The 19,432-nt window shown below is 33.5% G+C and carries 18 protein-coding genes and 1 pseudogene; 3 read left to right on the plus strand and 16 right to left on the minus strand.

Annotation, left to right across the window (positions count from 1 at the left end; all coding sequences use genetic code 11):
* Positions 1–30: 30 nt before the first annotated feature.
* Both ACP8HI_RS12400 and ACP8HI_RS12405 read right to left on the minus strand, forming a co-directional pair.
* On the minus strand, positions 31–447 hold the full coding sequence (locus ACP8HI_RS12400) for a DUF6220 domain-containing protein (protein ID WP_438351370.1): 417 nt from the start codon (positions 445–447) through the stop codon (positions 31–33).
* 457 nt (positions 448–904) lie between these two features.
* Positions 905–1,030: pseudogene (locus ACP8HI_RS12405) on the minus strand (sporulation initiation factor Spo0A C-terminal domain-containing protein); the annotation flags it as partial.
* Positions 1,031–1,189: 159 nt separating this feature from the next.
* Between ACP8HI_RS12405 and ACP8HI_RS12410 the strand changes: the two are divergent.
* Positions 1,190–2,221, plus strand: coding sequence for a tyrosine-type recombinase/integrase (locus ACP8HI_RS12410; protein ID WP_438351371.1), 1,032 nt, complete (start codon positions 1,190–1,192; stop codon positions 2,219–2,221).
* A 337-nt stretch (positions 2,222–2,558) separates the two neighbouring features.
* Here ACP8HI_RS12410 and ACP8HI_RS12415 read toward each other — a convergent pair whose 3' ends face one another.
* Positions 2,559–4,901: an S-layer homology domain-containing protein gene (locus tag ACP8HI_RS12415; protein ID WP_438351372.1), complete on the minus strand. Its 2,343-nt coding sequence runs from the start codon at positions 4,899–4,901 to the stop codon at positions 2,559–2,561.
* A gap of 536 nt (positions 4,902–5,437) precedes the next feature.
* Between ACP8HI_RS12415 and ACP8HI_RS12420 the strand changes: the two genes are divergently transcribed.
* Positions 5,438–6,124 carry a hypothetical protein gene (locus ACP8HI_RS12420; RefSeq protein ID WP_438351373.1) on the plus strand — a complete coding sequence of 229 codons (687 nt, stop codon included), beginning with the start codon at positions 5,438–5,440 and terminating at the stop codon, positions 6,122–6,124.
* A 141-nt stretch (positions 6,125–6,265) separates the two neighbouring features.
* Here ACP8HI_RS12420 and ACP8HI_RS12425 read toward each other — a convergent pair whose 3' ends face one another.
* The 4 genes from ACP8HI_RS12425 to ACP8HI_RS12440 form a co-directional block, all read right to left on the minus strand.
* On the minus strand, positions 6,266–7,018 hold the full coding sequence (locus ACP8HI_RS12425) for a tetratricopeptide repeat protein (protein ID WP_438351374.1): 753 nt from the start codon (positions 7,016–7,018) through the stop codon (positions 6,266–6,268).
* Positions 7,019–7,084: 66 nt separating this feature from the next.
* On the minus strand, positions 7,085–7,825 hold the full coding sequence (locus ACP8HI_RS12430) for a hypothetical protein (protein ID WP_438351375.1): 741 nt from the start codon (positions 7,823–7,825) through the stop codon (positions 7,085–7,087).
* 240 nt (positions 7,826–8,065) lie between these two features.
* A complete protein-coding gene (locus ACP8HI_RS12435) occupies positions 8,066–8,917 on the minus strand; it encodes a tyrosine-type recombinase/integrase (protein ID WP_438351376.1) in 852 nt (283 codons plus the stop codon).
* Between the two features lie 561 nt (positions 8,918–9,478).
* Positions 9,479–10,450, minus strand: a complete 972-nt coding sequence (locus tag ACP8HI_RS12440; RefSeq protein ID WP_438351377.1) for a DUF4062 domain-containing protein — start codon at positions 10,448–10,450, stop codon at positions 9,479–9,481.
* Between the two features lie 789 nt (positions 10,451–11,239).
* Here ACP8HI_RS12440 and ACP8HI_RS12445 point away from each other — a divergent pair.
* Positions 11,240–11,707 carry a hypothetical protein gene (locus tag ACP8HI_RS12445; RefSeq protein WP_438351378.1) on the plus strand — a complete coding sequence of 156 codons (468 nt, stop codon included), beginning with the start codon at positions 11,240–11,242 and terminating at the stop codon, positions 11,705–11,707.
* A 64-nt stretch (positions 11,708–11,771) separates the two neighbouring features.
* Here ACP8HI_RS12445 and ACP8HI_RS12450 read toward each other — a convergent pair whose 3' ends face one another.
* The 9 genes from ACP8HI_RS12450 to ACP8HI_RS12490 form a co-directional block, all read right to left on the minus strand.
* Positions 11,772–12,203: a hypothetical protein gene (locus ACP8HI_RS12450; RefSeq protein WP_438351379.1), complete on the minus strand. Its 432-nt coding sequence runs from the start codon at positions 12,201–12,203 to the stop codon at positions 11,772–11,774.
* A gap of 44 nt (positions 12,204–12,247) precedes the next feature.
* Positions 12,248–12,745, minus strand: a complete 498-nt coding sequence (locus tag ACP8HI_RS12455) for a DUF1643 domain-containing protein (protein WP_438351380.1) — start codon at positions 12,743–12,745, stop codon at positions 12,248–12,250.
* 53 nt (positions 12,746–12,798) lie between these two features.
* The gene (locus tag ACP8HI_RS12460; RefSeq protein ID WP_438351381.1) at positions 12,799–13,299 is read right to left on the minus strand and encodes a GNAT family N-acetyltransferase; all 501 of its coding nucleotides are present in this window, start codon (positions 13,297–13,299) and stop codon (positions 12,799–12,801) included.
* Positions 13,300–13,348: 49 nt separating this feature from the next.
* The gene (locus ACP8HI_RS12465; RefSeq protein WP_438351382.1) at positions 13,349–14,002 is read right to left on the minus strand and encodes a hypothetical protein; all 654 of its coding nucleotides are present in this window, start codon (positions 14,000–14,002) and stop codon (positions 13,349–13,351) included.
* Positions 14,003–14,037: 35 nt separating this feature from the next.
* Positions 14,038–14,580, minus strand: coding sequence for a hypothetical protein (locus tag ACP8HI_RS12470; protein WP_438351383.1), 543 nt, complete (start codon positions 14,578–14,580; stop codon positions 14,038–14,040).
* A 74-nt stretch (positions 14,581–14,654) separates the two neighbouring features.
* Entirely contained in the window at positions 14,655–15,332 is a 678-nt protein-coding gene (locus tag ACP8HI_RS12475; protein WP_438351384.1) for a hypothetical protein, read from the minus strand.
* Between the two features lie 226 nt (positions 15,333–15,558).
* Positions 15,559–16,377: a hypothetical protein gene (locus ACP8HI_RS12480; protein ID WP_438351385.1), complete on the minus strand. Its 819-nt coding sequence runs from the start codon at positions 16,375–16,377 to the stop codon at positions 15,559–15,561.
* A 52-nt stretch (positions 16,378–16,429) separates the two neighbouring features.
* On the minus strand, positions 16,430–16,666 hold the full coding sequence (locus tag ACP8HI_RS12485) for a hypothetical protein (RefSeq protein ID WP_438351386.1): 237 nt from the start codon (positions 16,664–16,666) through the stop codon (positions 16,430–16,432).
* Between the two features lie 347 nt (positions 16,667–17,013).
* Positions 17,014–19,350, minus strand: a complete 2,337-nt coding sequence (locus tag ACP8HI_RS12490; RefSeq protein WP_438351387.1) for a hypothetical protein — start codon at positions 19,348–19,350, stop codon at positions 17,014–17,016.
* Positions 19,351–19,432: the final 82 nt, after the last annotated feature.

Here is a 19,432-nt window from a genome sequence, read left to right on the forward strand (position 1 = left end):
CGAATCCCACCAATACAGCCAATAATAATCTCATTTTTCATTTCTCACCTTCCGATTGTCATTGATCAAACCCCATGTTTTTATAATGATTGAACATGATAGAACAAACAGCAGGATAGCTAAAACTGGATGAATTGGCCCCATCCAAGGCAATATTGCATTAATATGTGCGGTAAAGTACATAAGGAATGTGGATACCAATATCCCAAAAAGTTTCCAGTACGCCCACCGTGGCATAGATCCTACAGCGGCAAAGATGAGTATTAAAATGGGTAAATTAAATCCAAATAAGTGGACAAACATCATGTGCTTTACCCATGCTCCAGGGTCTATAAAGATTGCCATTCCGGCCAGATAAACCTGTACCAAGATACATATGGTAAAAAGGATTGTAAAGGTGAGGAAAATAATTCTTCCGACACGAATTCTAGTTTTATTTACTCCCAATTTGTTTACCTCCTGTATTTTGATTCGTGTTCATAAGTTCATGATACGGAGTAATTCTAAACCACTTCTTATGAAATTATTAAATAATTGTTAAATCATAGGATTGACGGTAATGTTTTATTGCTCTTTGACTGTTTCTATCTTAATTTATCCGTAGAATTGAGGGGTGATCTTATTAATGTGCAGTTGTGTGATTGCGGATGGGTTTCAGTGTGATTGAGGATTCAGGATGGGGAACTGCTTTCTATTGGTGGATAGGTGGAATAGTATCAGCAAGTTGAAATTCAAAATTATTCATACAAAAATCACCCCTTCGTTGGCTTGTTGCTGTTAGCCAATAAAGAGGTGAAATTTATACACTTTAACCAGAGTTGTTTATCGCCTTTTATACCCAATTTCATACACAACATCATGTATTGGTTGGCTTACGATTCTTCGATCCCTTACCCAACAAGCCTCAGCTAACCTTATGCTCAATTCTAAGCTTGTCAGCTACCATCGCAATGAATTCCGAGTTGGTCGGCTTAGACTTGCTTATATTGATCGTGTAGCCGAATAGGTGGCTGATGGAGTCGATGTTGCCGAAGCCTTATGTATCAAGGCTTTGAGTAATTACTTCGAATTTATTTTACAGCCAACTTTACGGAAATTCAAACGTCAACTTTCTGTCATTGCGATAAGTTTTACGTGTTCTTTGTCGGAACGTTTGGTAATACTTTATCGCTAGAGAGGACGCTAATAAATGTTACGTAACAATCCGAAATTCGGCTTCATTTCAAAACGTAGTCAGTCCGTTAATTTCGACTGGGAGACTCAAGTAGAACGATTTTTACAGAGGAAGCGTATTGAAAAACGATCACCTCGTACAGTCTCAGCATATGAACAAGTACTATCACAATTTCGCAAATGGTACAACACACAAGAGGATACAGAATTAAATACCGATACCTTCCGTAGCTACATTCATTACCTTACATTCGAGAAAACAAGATGGGACGATCATCCTACAAGTCCCCACGGTGAAGTAGGGCTATCCCCTCGGACAGTAAACAATGCAATACGTAATATGAAGATATTTTTTAATCATCTTGTAAGAGAGCGCATTATAACAAACTCACCAATGGATGCAATTAGCTATCAGACTGAAGAGAAAGATACTTTTGAAGTATTCAATGATGAGGACGTACTAAAGTTGCTAAGCGCTCCGAATAGACGTGTATATACAGGGAGACGGGATTATTGTATGATGCTCGTCCTATGTGATAGTGGACTTCGAATAAAGGAAATGACTAGCCTTCGATTGTCAGACATTGACTTTAAACTGCGTCAGATTACAGTTCGCGCTGAAATAGCGAAAACGAACACATTACGTATTGTTCCGATATCACAAATGACTGCTCGTGAGCTAGAAAAGTTAATTGAATATATGGATGTAGGAAAGGATGATTATCTTTGGCTTACACAGTTCGGTGAGAGGTATTTCGGAGATACTTTTGCAAAGATGCTTAAGTTATATGCAAAAAGGGTTGGCGTGACAGGATGCCGAGTGTCGCCACATACCTTCCGTCACTATTTTGCCGTTAAATTTCTCCGAGGGGATGGTGATCCTATGGCATTAGCTCGTATTCTTGGGCATACTTCCCTGAATATGACACAAGTTTATGTTAAATATACAGGAACAGATTTACGTGAACAACATGATAAGGCCTCACCAATAATGAGCCTATTAGATGAAGGTAATGAGAAAAAAAGAGGTACACATAAATTTAAATAAGGAACTGTAAATGAAAAAAAGAGGCATAGATTGCGGAGAGTATCCGTTGTCTGTGTCTCTTAATACTATCTATTTACTTTCTACTTAACAACATAAGATTTAACCAACTCAACTCACTCTTACTAGATTAATTATTGTTCGTAGAAATAAATCACGATAAACTCAAAGGTGATTTACCGTTGAATTTGGGACAAAGAGGAAATTCGTTTATTGAAGAAAACGGATCTATTGACCTTGCATATAAAAGAAAACTTCCTCAAGCAACAAAAAAGCCGATGAGATACTTCCCCATACGGCTCTATTGCTAGTATAAATGATATTATTGAGTTCATTATCGTTAATTTATTGGTATTTCCTTCTCGATTGATACCCCAATAGAATTTCCAGGCCAAACCAAAATAATATACCTTCCTAGTTCTAAATCCTTGGTAGGAATGTTAATATCTTGTCCTATTTGTGAAGAATCAACGATTACTTTTACCCCTCGTTTTGCTACCACTTCATTTTCAACATCTACTAACGTATTATATGGATAAGTTTTGACTAAGTATATCGTAGTAGCCATATTTACTTGAGAAATAATATCTTCACCAACAGTAAACATTGATTTTTCAGAAACCTTTGTTACCATTGGAGCAGCCTTTATAGGGAATGTCGTTATCTCTTTCAGGAAAACACTTCCCAATTTATCTTTTACAGAACCAGATGCTAATTTAAGTACATTATTTGAACCTGTATAGGGAACTGCAAACAATATCTCAATTTTATTTCCAGAAATGATAACCTCATCCTCGTCACTCAGTGGACTAAATTGTCCTCCATTTGCTGAATAAGTAATCGCATTTTTAAGAATATTCATATCAGATAGGTTATTTTCGATCTCTTTATTAAAATGTAGAGATATTGATTTATTTGTATGTGCTCCATACGTAGTAGTGGAATAAAGTAGCTCATCAGCCTCATCAGCGTACAATTGAATATATTCTGCAAATGAAACTTGCTTATCTTCATTCATAGCCATTACTAAAAAGTCAACTTTTGTATTACTAAGTCCTGTTGCATCGATATACACGCCTTCGTTTGCATTAACCTTTCTTTTTACTCCCTTTCCGTCTTTAACTGCAGCATCAAGAATAATATCTATTCTAGTTGTTCCATTTTCAACAATATAAATCCATCCGTCCTGATCACTAATAGCATAAACATTATCAGAAACAGTTAATGGAAACTGACTACGGTCTATTTTTATGATTGGGATTTGACCAGTTGGAAGAGGCGTGATTCCTCCGTTACCAGAACCTGACCCACCGTTATCTCCTCCATTATTATCAGTAGAACCACCTCCAGAATTGGAGGTATTCTGGTTACCTGAAGAATTACTATCTGAACCATTATGAGACGATTTCCCAATAGAAATACCTTCTGCGTTAATTGTAGATTTTGTAATCGAACCTTCTCCTAAAACAGTTACCGCCGCATTTAGAATCAATGAAATAATTGAGGCTTCTTTTCCTAAGTTAATGGAGTTACCAGTAGCTGTTTTATCAATGTTCAGATTATTCACAGTACCCTGAGGTATTTCCAAAACAATATTTTGAGCATACATATTTACTGTTTCGAATGTCCCTACTAAATTGACTCGTGAATTCACAGGCAATTCTTTTGCTATTGACACACTATTAATCTCTGATCCACTCTCAGCAATAATAGTAGTGTTAGATTGAATCACAATGTCCGTGACTAGAGTTGCACCATTGACTACTATTCTTACGCTTCCATTTACTTTATCGACAACAACAGTTACCATTACAGAATCTTCAAAATGTATACTGTTTTCTCCTCCACCTTTTATGGTGGTTATTCCATGTACTTTAACATTTTTTAGAGTAACATCCCCTTCACCAATACCTTCACCTAATAGAAGATTACCTGCAATTTCAACATTTTGTAATACAATATTGGTGTTATTAATAATTACATTACCTTTAATTTGCTTTATACCAGTTACTGAGCCACCATATACTCCTGCTTTATCATAATTGATAGTTCCCTTTGAATATGCCTTTCCCAGAAGCGCAACTGATTCTGCTCTTGTTAAAGGTTCTAAAGGTCTAAATGTTCCATCCGAGTAACCAGTCATAATCCCTGCTTCGGAAACTAATTGAATAGCTCCTAAACTCCACAGTGATTCATTTTGAACATCCGAAAATAAAACAGATACACTTGGATCTTCTAAAGCAAGAATCCTCTTTATAATTACGGCTGCTTCTTCACGCGAAATGGGATTATTGGGTCTAAATGTCTCATCAGAGTATCCCGAAATATATCCTACCTTCTTAGCTTTTCCTATTTCACTTGCAAACCATTGATCTGAACCTACATCTCGGTATGTAACTTTCTCTGTTTCAATAAATCCGAATAACTTATTAATTATTGTAATAAATTCTACTCTTGAAATTGACCTATTGGGTTTAAATGAACCATCCTCATACCCATTAATTAATCCTTTCGAAGCAAATTCATTAATACTTTGTTCTGCCCAATGCTCCTTTATATCAGAATACGAATTTTTTACAGTCCCTAACTGCTGCAAGCCTTTCCCAGACACCGTACCTAAATTAAATAATGCAAAACTAAAGAATACAAACAATGATACTAGCCCACTTATCCACTTTTTCAAGTTGTTTCCTCCTCAAGAATATAATACAAACCCATATTATAGGTATATCGTCATATATCAATAGTATTATTAGCCTACTCTTTCAAAGAAACTAAAGTCATCTGATATTGATATTCTTGCAATCTACAGAAATCCTTCCAGAAACTGAACTGGATAAAGATACGAGTAATTAAGCATCAAATGTGATATACAGCTAAGATCAGGACAATCGTACAGATTTAAACTATGTCCCATGGAGAGACATGAGCTACCCCTCCCTGCTAACATGCCGATATTTCCCAAGATGTTTTATGCCCCTCCCCTTATCACCTCTCATTCTTCTCTATACTCTCTTATACTCCGTTTTACTGCACCACACTATACATGAAATGCAGTTTTCATAGCCTTCATTCCATAAATTAAATATGAGTGAGTCGATTACAATATCTTATGGCTTTTTTACTTATAAGATCCGAATTAACTTTAAGTATTCAGAACTAGAATGAATTGTTAATTGATGGTAAGATAATCTAATTACATTAGAAGGGGAGTATTCTATGAAAAAGGTTTTTCTTGTCCTATTAGTGATATTTATTGTCTCAGGTTGTGGTTCATCAACTACTAATATCAATAATGAATCTGAAACAAATACTACTAACAGTCCATCTACTGCCGTAAATACAGTAGAAAAATTAGAAGAAGTAGAAGCTCAACAAATTCAAGAGCAACCCGTCATTCCAGAAACTATAGTAGCTCATGATTTTAGAGAAGTTGATTGGGGTATGTCTAGTGCTGAGGTTAAAAAAGTTGAATCGACAATATTTGAGAGCGAAAAGGATAGTAAATTAACATTCAGAACAGATATTTATGACCTCAATGCATCACTAATCTATGTATTTAATCCATATGATCAATTAATCACAAGTAAATATGAATTTCCACTTAATAACTCATCTGAATATATAAAAGAATTAAGAACATTAAAACAAGGATTGGTTGACAAATACGGAGATGCTTCAGATATAACTGAGTGGTTTCTTGATGATTTTAGAAATGATGAAGATCTATGGTCAAAGGCTATAGACAATCATGATGTAGTATTTCAATACAATTGGAAAACAGAATCTACACTCATTACACTGGCACTATTTAATAGTACGAGAAGAAACGAGATTCTCATGTATATTGAGTATACTGGAACAAAATTTAAGGGTACAACTATAACTGGTAGTAATGGTCTTTAGGATATTAAGCGAACAATTTAAACATGATAAATAAACAGACTCCTTAATAGGAGTCTTCTTTGTTACTATTTCCTGATTGTTGGATTTCTAATTGAAGGCAAACTTGCAGCTTATCCATCGGATAGACTTATGATAAAATAATTAATTGCTATATTTTGAGGGTATAACTTTATTGTTCATTTTTTTAATATCAACACCAATTAACTGAATAAAATACTCTCCTGAAACTTCATTTAATTTTGACATTCCTGCATCCATGAAACCAAATGTTTCTGATAATTGCGCATCATCTGTCATCGTGCTTTCCGAAAATCTTTTTACTGAACCATATTCATAACTGTCTTTCATATCCTTAACATAGAGATGAATACTTGTATCTCCAGAATCAATTGATTCAATAATTGTTATGGCTTCCCTAATAATATTGTTTGCTTCTTGAATTTTAATGGGGCTTATATATGCGGAGTCTTGAAGATAATACTTTACAATTTGATCAAGTTTCCCTTTAAATGACTTGGACTTTTCTACGGCTACCTTTTCCTTATTTATATCAGATAATAGTTGCCTAGCATCTTTATTCTCTTCATTATTCAATATCTTTTGTAACACTTCGATAGAGTCATTTAACTTTCCCTGTGCTCTATAATCCTTTACTATCTGAATTTGGCTATCTGTCCGCTTCTTTTCAGCATCTTTTATTTTCTCTCTTATAGCGGGTAACTCTTCCAATTCAAGTACCTTATTATAACTTAATATTGAATTATCATATTCACCACTCTCTAAATATTTATCTGCCACTGTAGTTAATTCAGTAATCTCCTTTTGATTACCACAACCTACAACTAATACAAGTAAAAATGAAAGTGTTATTATTTTAAAATGTTTCATTAACATCAATATCCCTCCAACTTTCTCTCTTTAAATTTAACACCTTGAACATTCACCTGAATCATATAGGATCTAGTTACCACCTAACATCTCCATTAATTCGGCTTCAATTTCTTCTTTTGTCATTTCTTCAACTGGTTTATATTCACCATCGAAATTATAATCTTTTGCATCATCACTAATTCCATTCTTGGGAAGATATTGACCTTCACTATCATAATCATTTGGATTTATTGAGGGCGCCCTTTTATCACTCTCAAGTTCTTCCCTTGTATATACCTTACTTGCATTCTCTGAACCGACATCAATCTGCTTAGTGATTAATACAGTATTACCCCATACTGAATCAGTTTTCACACTGACTCCTTTGAGGATTGCTCCATTATCACCAATAATTTCTTTAACATTGGATGGTTGAACATTCGCTGTTGGAGAGGTCACTTCTAAGGTGTATATGCCTTCATCCAAACCATTACCTTTATTTGAAAACATTCCACTTTTGAATGAACCATTGGTAATACTGACTTTATCTTGGGCAGAATACCCCTTACTATTCTTTAGACTAAGCATTATTTCCATATCATCTGGGAGATTCGTGTTCGCAGTAAAAGATACAGTATTCTCTACGCTCACATTTGTTGAGACTTCTAACTGAACATCAATTTTAGACAGTGTAGTAGATGTTGCAACATTGGATATCGAATTATTCGACTCATCACTTAATGCCACTTCTGTATCCTGAATTGTGCTTGAACAACCGACTAAAAGACTAAAAATTAAAGATAATACCAATATCATGCTGAAATTTCTCATTCCAAACATTCCTCATTCCTATATTATCCATACTGTTACATTATCGACAAAATAGGTCTTGAGTATTAGATTAATATATTACATAGCAGTCTAATAGCACTAAAAATAGTGAACTATCTTTTTTAGTAGTTTGTATGGATAAATACTTAGTACTCGATAGTTATCAAGGATATAAAAGTGTCGCAATACTTCAGCTTGAGTGTGAAGCTGATACCAAAATAAAAAGCCCTATTTATGGGCTTAGAGTTTGTTCATTTTATCAATCATATTTTTCATATTTGGGTTCGTGTATAGTAGCGTTGTTTGTATGTTACTGTGTCCAGCCATGTGTGCAACCTCATGAACTGAGAATTCATTCTCTAGTGCGTTTGAACAGAAGAAGTGTCTTAGATCGTGTGGCGTTATCTCTTTGCCTATCACCTTTGAATAGTTATTGAATAGCTTGTTAATGACCGTTCTATCTAGTTTGCTTCCTCTATTACTTATGAATAGGTATTCGCTTGTAATACCAGTATCATTACGTTCCTTTATCCAACCTTGCAATGATATCCTTACCTTATCATTGATGATTACCGTTCTAGTCTTCTTTCCTTTTCCCTCAGATACAACCAATTGCTGAGATGTGATATTAAAACTATCCATCTTCACGTTTAATGCTTCGCTAATACGCAAACCACAGTAGGCAAGCAGGGAAACAATAGCATAGTTGCGCTTGGACTTACTCTCTAGTACTAACTGTCTGAACTTCTCTACGTCTGCAAGCTCTACAGTAGACAGTGAAGCATATTGACGTTGTACCTTAATCATATCTCTCTTAGTTATAACTTGCTCTGTTTGTAGTCCAGTGCTGATCAGGAAATCATTATACTTAATAAGAGCACTGATCTTGGCGTTAATTGAGGATGGGCTTAGCTTCTTAATAACCTTTAGGAAGCTTATGTAATCCTTTATGTTTTCTCTATGTAGTTTCTTAAACCCTGTACCTTTACTTTCATCAAACCACTTCATAAAACCACTAACGTTAAGTGTATAACTCTTAATTGTATTGATACTCTTTTCTTCTTCGATCAAATATGATTCAAAAGTTGTCATTCCGCTCACCCCCATATAATTATGTTGCATTGTATTTGATGTGTCTAGATATAAATTATGTTGCATTAACTACTCTTATCATACTACTACACATCTAATTTTGCAACATAATTAATATTATGTTGCATTAAGATTTTACGCTTATATTATTCTAATATTCATAAGTATTGCAGGGGGGAATATAGTCTATTACGTTTTAAGTAAACAAAAAAAGCCCCAGCTATTAATAAGTTGGGATTTACAATCGTTATCGTAAAAAGCCTTATAAATCAACGTTATATAATTTCCCGCTTCTAGATGATGAAAAAAACATTGATAAACAAAGGACTTTCAGTCATATACAAACAAGCGGATATTCAAAAAAGTGATATCGTGATGTGTATCGTGTAAGTTCAATGATTTCACCGTTCCTGCTTCAACGCTGATTTTATAATAGAACTACCAAGTGAAATAACGTTGGATTATAAGGCTTTTGTTAGCTTGTTAAAAGCCAATATATTATAGAAAATCGTATCGTATAATAACAGCGACAGCGGAATATAAGACTTTTCATTGTGTATATTATTCTTTTCCCGTTATCAATTTATTCTTCCTAATATGATAATTAGCTAAAAATTTAGAACCTTCTTTTGACATCTGAATTCTCTCATATTGAACACCTGCTACTTTTACCTTTTCTAAAAGTCCGTATGGTAGAAACTTAGGAGCGACTTTAAAGAATAGTGATTTAGATCGTTCGCTTTTATTTCCTACACTATTTGTTACTCCTACTGAAAAATTATCAGCCATTGCAACAAAACATTCAAGAAGACTCATTTCTCTTTCTTTTCCTGTTACTGAAAGAATCTCAGGCAATTTAATATTAGTCATACTTAATGTATCTTTCAGATCATCATTATCCCAACCGTTAATAAGATTGTTCTGATTTAGTCGGTTCTTATGCATCTCATTTTCCATCTTAAACTTTGCATTTTCCTTCAACAGCCTTACATTTTCAAGCAATGTATCTTCTACCTTGCTAATTTGATCTGCTTTTACCCAACCAATTAATTTATCGTCTGATTCATACTCTTTGAGAGATTCCATAACAACTAACTTTATATCCTTAAGATCCTCATAAAACTTTGAAATATTGCATAAGACATCTCTCTTAAAGTCTTGATACTTAGGATGATTTTCACGTTCCATAAAATCGGGATTCTTCATTGCCTTATCCCTAAGTGAATTCTCATCAATAACTACAGCGAATCTACGCTTTCCTATTTCTCCAGCATAGTCATATTCCCAGTGAGTGTAACTCTTTCCTGTCTCTGCATCTATACTTCCATATCTTCCACCAAGAATAAGCATATATACATCTGATTCATCAATCCAACGTTTAATAGTTTCCTTTTGGCTTTGATCCCCAGACTTGAATAGTTCCATTCCCGCTGGGATATGTCCAGAATTAAGTACGGCTGAAACAGCAGCTTGTCTTTCCTCGATCATATCGGTATATGTAGATGAAATGAAAACTTGTAGCTTCTTTTTCATATGTATTCCCCTTTATGTATAATATTATCTATTATTATACAACGAGTAACAGTTTCCGACATATACAATATTGATTATTGTCTATTTTGATAGATAGTATCGCCAACTTTGAGATATCCTCCAGAATTAAGTCGTCTGAATCGATTGAGATTGGGGTTGATATAGTCATGACGCCACATTGCATCAAGTTAGTACAAACAAAGACTACCAAAACAACCGACTATATGTAGTTGTTTGATTCCATTTTACCTTTGCACTAAGTTAAGCTTATCCATATATATATCTTGATGAACCCTATTCTTTATATAGTACATTCCCAAAAATGATATCGTAATGCCTTCGTGATAAAAACATACGTCTTCCCGCTACCCTGATAGTTAAAATTCATATTCATTTCAGCATTACACCTAATGATCTATTTGAAATTAGACATATCTAGTCGTACAAAGTACTTTTCCCTTTTGAGAGAATATACTCCCTTGGTAGATAATCATTATCCAATACACCAAAAAGCCTTGAGATAATTACTCTCAGGGCTTTAACTTTATTGGTGCTATAACACCTCATATATCTTGTTAGCAATAGTAAGGAATATTATTACAACTACATTAAAGAAATTTAATAGACTTTGATTATCTACTATCCATTGATTCATTTCATTGCTCCTATTAGTATGAATGCAAGCTTTCAAATGTTTTTCATTTCTCTCCAAAATTTAATATCAAAAAAACAAAAAGGGTGTATCATGATATAATAAGTAAAATAATGCACCACCACGGAGAGAGCAATTTGCCTTTTACGGCACTTTATAATTATTTTTCTAAAAGATCTAATCAGAAAGCAGAACGCAGACCAATAATTCAACCTTTAGCTAGGGAGAAATATGAATTACATGCTACTTCGGTAGACAAAGAAAATCAGCCCATAAATCTACTGGATGAAACTAATGACCCATGGATTCATACCTTTGCTAAAAATAGAGACATTTTAACAAAAATACATGGCTTACCAAAACATGATACTTCCTATAGCTCTTTGAATTTAATGGAAGCCATAGGATTGAAACTATTCAATAGCAGTATTGAAGATTCTGCTTGGATTCATTCCATATATCTTAGACCTATCAATAACAATTATTTTTTAGAAATTGAGTTAGGTAGAGAGCATGCTATTAAGATATGTAGAATTATTTATTGGAAACGTAATACAGGTCAATTTCACTTGAAATATAAAGATAATTTTATCAATAAGTTCTGATTAACGCATTAATGCGGTTTTTTATTTTATAATGCAAACTCCATTTCTTAATAAATGTATTAATTTATTCTGGCAAATCTCTCTTGTAACTTTCTATGATAATTCGATTAAATTCATTAAATTCTCTTACCATGTGAGGCGGTACAAGCTTTTTAGCCTGTTGCATTCCATTTAGCTCCATCTGAATATATTCAGATTTACTTCCTATGCAAAATGCATTAGGATTTTCCTGATAATCATAATAATGACCAAGTTCATGAATCAGCGCAAACAATATTATTTTTTCAATTTCATAAGCTCTAAATGCCCCAAATTTCACTCCTTCATCAAAATTCTCTTCAACTCTTTGGGGGTCGAAAACGATACTATTAACCTCTGAATCAAACACCATCATATAATGTTCATCTAGCGGCTCTTCTTTCAATGCACATGTAAAGCCATGCTCGATTTGTAAGATGTCATACTGTTCTTTAACTATGTCCCTTGTTGATGACATATGATCGCTCCCTATTCATAAAATACGTTTGATAGTCACCTAGATTAAACTATATCTTCAATTAATTCTCTATAAATCATCGGCTGTGTGTTTCCTTTTATAAACAATGGATGTCTTGGATGCCCTTTAACAGTTGGCTTTCCAAGGCAATGGATATCATGTGATCCTGCAACAAGATTCTCTACTGATGTGTTTCGTTTCTTCAATACCCCATTAACACCCCAAGCAGCCACAATTAAATCTGCCTTATCACATGATTGCATTATGTACTTATCGTTTTCTGTCCCAATTGGATCTTCACAAGTTAATAAATCTCTTGGATTTGTTGCTCTAAATGCAAATAGGTTTACTACTTCCAGAGATCCATATCCCAAATTTTGAGCAAATGATATACATCTTCTTATTGTGGGATCGTCATTATTTGCATCTGCTGTACTTGGGTTAAGCATTATATAAGTCATACTAGGCAATATACTATCCCAATGTCTTGACAGCCAGTAACGATATTTTTGTGACACGTCAATCAGCGCATCTTTTTTCAATTAATATTCCTCCTCTTTTATGTTTGTAAAATGGATCTTTCATATGCTCAAATTTAATTACCATCAACCCTATTAACTGTTTTTTGAAGCAAATTATTTCCTCTGTTCTCTGATAGGCTATATCCAGCAGCTATCAAGATATTAGTTACAATAGCAATATTAGGATTTGTTTTCTTCACAACAGCTAGTATTAATGTAGCTTTGTCGTATTGTGTTCTTACTATCTCCTCAATCTCAGACATACATGTTTTTAATATACCTCTTCCCCGAAAATCTTTTTTAACACAGAACGAAATTTCAGCTATTTCACCTTTATTTTCATAAAACTTTTCGTCCTCGTAATTTACTATCCAAACTAATCCACAAGGCTGATTACTATCTGGTGTGTCAATAAACCACCAGTTATCATCCAGTTTAGCATTATCATCACACTCAAAACCACCAAATATTCTCTCATCATTCTCAGATAATATTTCTTTGATCTGCCCAGACCATATCGGATTTTCAATTTTTATGAGTCCCGTAGTAATCCCCCCTTTTCTCAATTTAATCAAATCAACCTTTTACGGGATAATTAGGTAAAACTAAACCTATTCCAATATCTCATCGACCCCTAAATCGTTTTTTATTTATATTCGATTTTTTAAATTCATCAATATAAATATGAAAGAGACTTTCTATGTGAGACAAAGTTTTGTCTACTTCTTTTACTTGGTTGGTCAAATCAGTAAGGCTTTTCTCTTTCCGATAAATGTTGCCTTTAAAAATATTAATATCTAATACATAATTTCTCTCATAAGAATTATTATCGAGATCATTGTATTGAATTTTAGTTTCAATAATTGGTAATTCTTTAGTTGAATTCAGTAGTTCTTGATATGATCCTGCATAAGTATTAATATTTTGTCCAGGAGCAAGAAAACCGATTGTTTTATTAATTAAAGCTGATCGATTTAAATGCGCCAACTCTTTCACTTCATTAATTGGGGTAAATTCAATGAGAATATCTTTGGCAGCATTTACTCCGAAATTATTCACATGAAAATAATACAATCCATTTTCAAATTCAAAATGAGCAGTAATATTAGGAGTATTGTTCTCTTTTCTAACTCTTTCACTTTGTTTAAGTGAATGCGCACTGTATTTCTGCGAGTTACGAGCAAACCAAACGTTAAGAGCAGTAAGCAGAACAGTAAGCATAATATTAATAAAACCAACTAAAGTTGAGTTATCAATCACCCATTGGTTCAAACTCATATTTACTCACCTCCTTTCATTTTAAAATGAATGTTTCATAGGTATTTAATTCTCAATTTCACTTCTTCTCTACCTAGATATAATTTTTTAAGACCTAATAAACCTTTTTCTTGTAAATATCCATCTTCTTTAGCCTGTTTTCTGAGTTTAGTCTCCCTTGTATAATACTCCATTAGACTTTCAAGCCAGATTAGCGTTTTCTTCCGTCCCATATTCATAAGAACATGTTGGTCAGCCTCTAATTCATATGGACTTACTACACCATCTGTAACTTTATCTAACCTTCCTGTCGATCCCAATTGATGATTATTTATTACATGCCCCAATTCATGATACATTGCACACCTATCTAACATTGGATCATTTTTAGAAACAATAAATACTAAACCCTTGTCAGCAAAATCTGGTCTGTCTTTAGATGTCCAGCCTTGCATTTCAAAATTTGTATAAAAGGAACTCTCCCATTTATTATATGATATGATTGGAGTATCTTCGAATATAAAATAATTGAATCTCTCTTCAACTCCATCTTTAGTGATGATCGAAAATTCTTGGTCATAGACCATTTCTTTTTCCATTAAGGACACATCCCTACCATTGAAATATTTGTTTCATCTAATTATGATAAATCATCTATTGTTACACTTACCTATTAAAGAAACGACTCCATGTTGAACAGTTTTGGTTTCTTTGCCCTCATGCCTTCGGAGAGCATCTTCAAATAAGTATAAATTCGATTCCCATTTGATAAGACTCTAAACACTATTTTCTGATGATTGCTTGCCATTGATTTTATATGGACTTCCGCTGGAATGTAGACCCCATGAATAAGCATTTCTTCATCATTAAATGTTTTATATCTTGAGGCAACCCTGTGATTTCCATCAATCATTAATGATAAGTTTGATGGAGCATAATCAACAACATAAATTGGATTTATATTTCGAAGAGCATGATTAAATCTATCCATTTCTAATCCACTATAATCTACGAATTGTTCCAATTCACCAATCTTGAATTTTTTTCTAACTACACTACGTCCATTATTCTTTATCATTTTTTCTAGCAGTGGAATGCTCCATGCAAATTCATATATATCCTCATTAGGTAGGACATGCTCTCTAAAATACAATTCGCCACTATCGATGGTAATAGTGATTTCTTCTTTAGTTTCAAGTAATCTCAACAATATAATTTTAAGCTTATCACAATGCTCAATGTAATTTGGATATTCGTTCATATTTAAATCTGGATTCACTTTTAACCCTTCAATTAATTCAATAATCGAACAAATAGCTTTAACTTTCTGAGGATTTAAATCAAGTATCATTTCTGTTTCCCTCCGTCATTCAAACGTTAAAAAATGCCACTTTCAATGTAACACCAATAAATCTTTTACTACGAATAGAGTTCTCAATTTTTTCAATCTTGCTTATATTTTGCTCTGTTATTAAAGTAGCTGCTTGAGTAATGATATTAATATCGATTTCTACCAACTCGTTTCTTTTTTGATGTCATAGCTTTCCCAATTGTAACTTGATCTTGAAAGTAGTATTTTACCTAAACAAGTCTTTAAAAGTATTTGCGAATGTATTCCAAAATGGGTGCGGCTCTTGTGTTAGCTTTCCAATAGACCTCATTTTTTTATCCAACTCCTTCAATAAGTGATCTTTTTGATTTAATGACTCTGGTTTACTATTTTCGAGCGTCTCAATTAATTCTTTAAAAATATGAGACAAATCTATGTGTTTCATATCACAACTTCTAATTTCTATTGAGAAACAAACTGTTGATTGGTCGATAAATCTGAAACTGATCCCAATATCATTTGATGATGCTCTTTTTAAGTATTCCTCGCATTTTTCATCCGATAAAAGTATCACAGGGTTGATTTCGAAATATGATCCTCCTTTATTATCACCTTCATCAATCATTGTTTTCACTGAGTATGTTTCTTTTTTTATAGGAATTCCACATTTCTCAAGAACACCAATCACCAAGTCTCCAGAAGATGCTGAAAATTCTTTGTAATTCCGACCATAGCGAAGACACTCCTTTTCTAGATCTACAATACTAGGAAATATTTTTTTAGATAATTCCAAATGCTCACCCTGTCTAACCATTTCGGCAAAAAACGGTTTGAAGTTATTGCTTCGAGAGTCTGAAAAGTGTCGCCAATTCAATGGTTTATTATCAGTAATCCCCGAATGAAACCTATTCAGTGTTGAATACATTTCTCTATATTTGTCTCTCAACTTCAATCGTTCTGTGCGTTCTTTTCCAGACCTTATCCCAAATGAAAACATGATGAAACTCAACAATAAACTAACTATCGAATTTATTATTACTCCTGCCCAATCAATATTTTGAAACATATTAACTTATCCTCTCATTTGAGATCGTCATCCAGATAAAACCAATCTGTTATCAAATATTAGTGTTATCGTTTTTGAAGGGTTGTAATTCTTCTTGTTCCTGACGTATCAAAATATCCCACACATTCCCTACATCCCTATCAGCGATATTTCGTTCATCAATAAATGCTTCATGTCTCAATCTCCAATATTTCATTCTGATTTCTCTAAGTTGAAGATTCTGAATGCGATTTATTTCTTCTTGGTTCAATACCTCTTTAAATTGATCTTCATATTTTAAATAATTCATCAATACCTCCTACACACTTTTCCTTTTGTGTTCAATTAGCTCCTTAATAAGATCTGTATTAATCCTAGAGTCATCATTCGATTACACATACATTATATCATTAATCCCTCAATGAAAATCCATATATTACTACCTCTGCTCACATAAAAAAAGAGCGAGATTTGATATCCCGCTCCTGCCATATACTTTCTAGCCTCACTCTAATACTGTCAACTAAACTACTGTGGGAAACCGCCTCATATCTTTGTCATACTTTAGTCTAATGATATATACCGGTGCGTGACGATGATTTAGTTGACAGATAATCATGTATAAGTGTTCAAGTTTAAACTATAAATTTTAATCTTCTAACTACTCTCCTTAAGAATCTTAGAAACATACTGTCTAGTACATTCAACAATAGTAGCAATTTTACTGTAGGATAAATTTGAATCTTCTAATTTCAACCTTTTAATCTTATTAGCTCTATCCTCAATATGAACAGTTTCTAGTTCGACTATTTGATCTATATGGTATACAAAGCCTTTAATGTATTCAGGAATATCCAATCTCATTCTAATATCTTTATTGACTCTTGATTTAGCTAATTCAGAATGAAGTATAATTGCTGGCATGTTCAACACCAATTTTTTCTTGATATAATTAGCGTACCACTTCAACATGCTGCTATCATCATCTTTAATATGTAGACTATCTATAGCTTCTGATTCTTTACCTTTTATGTATTTGAATGTCTTTCTAAATTCTTGCTTAATATCGAAGTTTGGAATGACAAGCTGATTCATTATTTCCCTGTCAGTTGTCCAAGATTTTTCTTCAATCAGCTCCATGACAAGTTTTTGTAGCTCTTGTGCGATTGACTCATTCATTTCAGATATTTCTTCATCCATTCGATCTGGAAATACTCGATTAGCCTCTTCACTTCCACAAACTCGAAATACTTGCTCTCTGTTGAACCCCGATATAGTCAACTTCTTTTGATAAAAGAACTGAGCCATCTCTTCAGCCAGTATGAGCCGATCAGCATCTAAACTTACAATCTCGTAGTATCTAGCTACACTCTTATAATGTACCACTTTGCCATTCTGTAAACTTCCCTTTCTTTGAAACTCTTTAGCTTTCTGCTGAAGTATGTCTGGTAGTTGTTCTAATCCAATACAATTTAGAAGATACATAAAAATCATAATAACTGCTTTAGTATTCGAATTATCAATATTATTAAGCGTGCCATCTTTTTGATTTAAAATCTCGTCAACCACCATGTTCATGGGAGCAAATATTATCGCATTATTCATATCCGTAATTTTTGCAAGTTGTGGTAGCTTACGCCTAGCTATTTCATGGATCTGAATTAGTAATCTTAGTGTTCCTTTAGTGTCTAAAAACTTCGTAAGATATGGATAGCACTGACGCAAATCCTTGTCATATCTAAACTGTTCGATGATATCAATATTAATCTCAATAAGTTTTTCTTGGTCTTGCTGCCACTCAGTCTTGATCTCAGCTATATTGTAAAGCTCTTTTAAATAATCGAATGATTTATGTATCGGTAATCTTGTTACCCTCTCAATAATCTGGATAATATCATGATGGACACCACATGAACTATGACACTTATAAAAGTATTTACCTTCATGTATATAGATGCTTCCACTACTTGGATTGCTGCTATTGTGAAATAAACAGTAGTATCTATCTGGAATCCCAAGTAACTCCATTAAATTCTGTTTTTTCAAATGCTGTCTAATCTCATTCCGATCTATGTAGCGTACCTCTAATTGGCTATCTAAACCTAGTCTTTCTTTCAGTTCATGTAGACCTTCGAATCCTCTACTAATCAACGCTATATTTCCAATATCAAATGAAGAATAATCTATACCTCTTCTACTAGGAAGACCATTCCCCTTAGGTATCGTTGTAACCCTATACAACGACTTCTTTTGAGGATTAACACATAATAGAGAACCTTGTTCCCGCTGCTCAACAATACCCCTTAAAATAGATATCATATTGTCTGCATCGTACCTTATATCAGAGTTCCATTCATTTATCAGTATAGTGAATGGTTCGTTTGGATCTTTCAAGTGTTCTGTGTCTGGAACTCTCAATAATCTAGCGGGGTTTTTGACGCTAGTATCAGCGTTAAGGGAATATATAAGTAGCCCTTGTAGTGTTTCAAATTGATATTCCTGCGTTTCCTTGTTCATAAAATAGTAAATATGGTAGCCATTCTTAGTTTCAATTACAGCGCTTGGCGGGATTCCTTTTAGCTTTAACTCATCAATTCTGTTCAGAAAAATTTGTTTATACTGCAATCTCTCAGAGATATTCAAGGAATTGAATTTATTAGTTACAAGTCCCTTCAATGCGATATGATCACCTTTAAACCCAGCTACATTGATTTCATGTTTAATCTCATCTTTAATGTCTAAATCAGCGAAACAAGATCGATATTCTGTTATGTCTTCGTCCTTATACCCTCCACCGTTTGGAAGAAAGTAGATGCCATATCCCTTAGAATTCCATTTATCAAACTCTTTAATAGCTTCTTTACTGTAATACTTCATTTTACTCTTATATGGATAGTTCCCGCCTGACATCCCTTGTTCATGAATGTATTCAAAGTTAACTTTCTGTCCATTACTTATTCTATCAAAAAAATCCTTAATATTAACCTTATCCAATGATAGCGTTCCTCCCAAGTATGGAAGCGGGAGAACGGAATTCAACTTTATCTCCCGCTCCATTTATATTTTCATATTAGTA

It is taken from the genome of Paenibacillus sp. FA6 (genome assembly GCF_051550225.1).
Lineage (GTDB): Bacteria > Bacillota > Bacilli > Paenibacillales > Paenibacillaceae > Paenibacillus_AQ.

Coding starts and splice junctions, on each gene's coding strand:
- ACP8HI_RS12410 (WP_438351371.1), top strand. CDS start 1,190: ATGTTACGTAACAATCCGAAATTCGGCTTCATTTCAAAACGTAGTCAG.
- ACP8HI_RS12420 (WP_438351373.1), top strand. CDS start 5,438: ATGAAAAAGGTTTTTCTTGTCCTATTAGTGATATTTATTGTCTCAGGT.
- ACP8HI_RS12425 (WP_438351374.1), bottom strand. CDS start 7,018: ATGTTAATGAAACATTTTAAAATAATAACACTTTCATTTTTACTTGTA.
- ACP8HI_RS12430 (WP_438351375.1), bottom strand. CDS start 7,825: ATGAGAAATTTCAGCATGATATTGGTATTATCTTTAATTTTTAGTCTT.
- ACP8HI_RS12435 (WP_438351376.1), bottom strand. CDS start 8,917: ATGACAACTTTTGAATCATATTTGATCGAAGAAGAAAAGAGTATCAAT.
- ACP8HI_RS12440 (WP_438351377.1), bottom strand. CDS start 10,450: ATGAAAAAGAAGCTACAAGTTTTCATTTCATCTACATATACCGATATG.
- ACP8HI_RS12450 (WP_438351379.1), bottom strand. CDS start 12,203: ATGTCATCAACAAGGGACATAGTTAAAGAACAGTATGACATCTTACAA.
- ACP8HI_RS12465 (WP_438351382.1), bottom strand. CDS start 14,002: ATGAGTTTGAACCAATGGGTGATTGATAACTCAACTTTAGTTGGTTTT.
- ACP8HI_RS12470 (WP_438351383.1), bottom strand. CDS start 14,580: ATGGAAAAAGAAATGGTCTATGACCAAGAATTTTCGATCATCACTAAA.
- ACP8HI_RS12475 (WP_438351384.1), bottom strand. CDS start 15,332: ATGATACTTGATTTAAATCCTCAGAAAGTTAAAGCTATTTGTTCGATT.
- ACP8HI_RS12480 (WP_438351385.1), bottom strand. CDS start 16,377: ATGTTTCAAAATATTGATTGGGCAGGAGTAATAATAAATTCGATAGTT.
- ACP8HI_RS12485 (WP_438351386.1), bottom strand. CDS start 16,666: ATGAATTATTTAAAATATGAAGATCAATTTAAAGAGGTATTGAACCAA.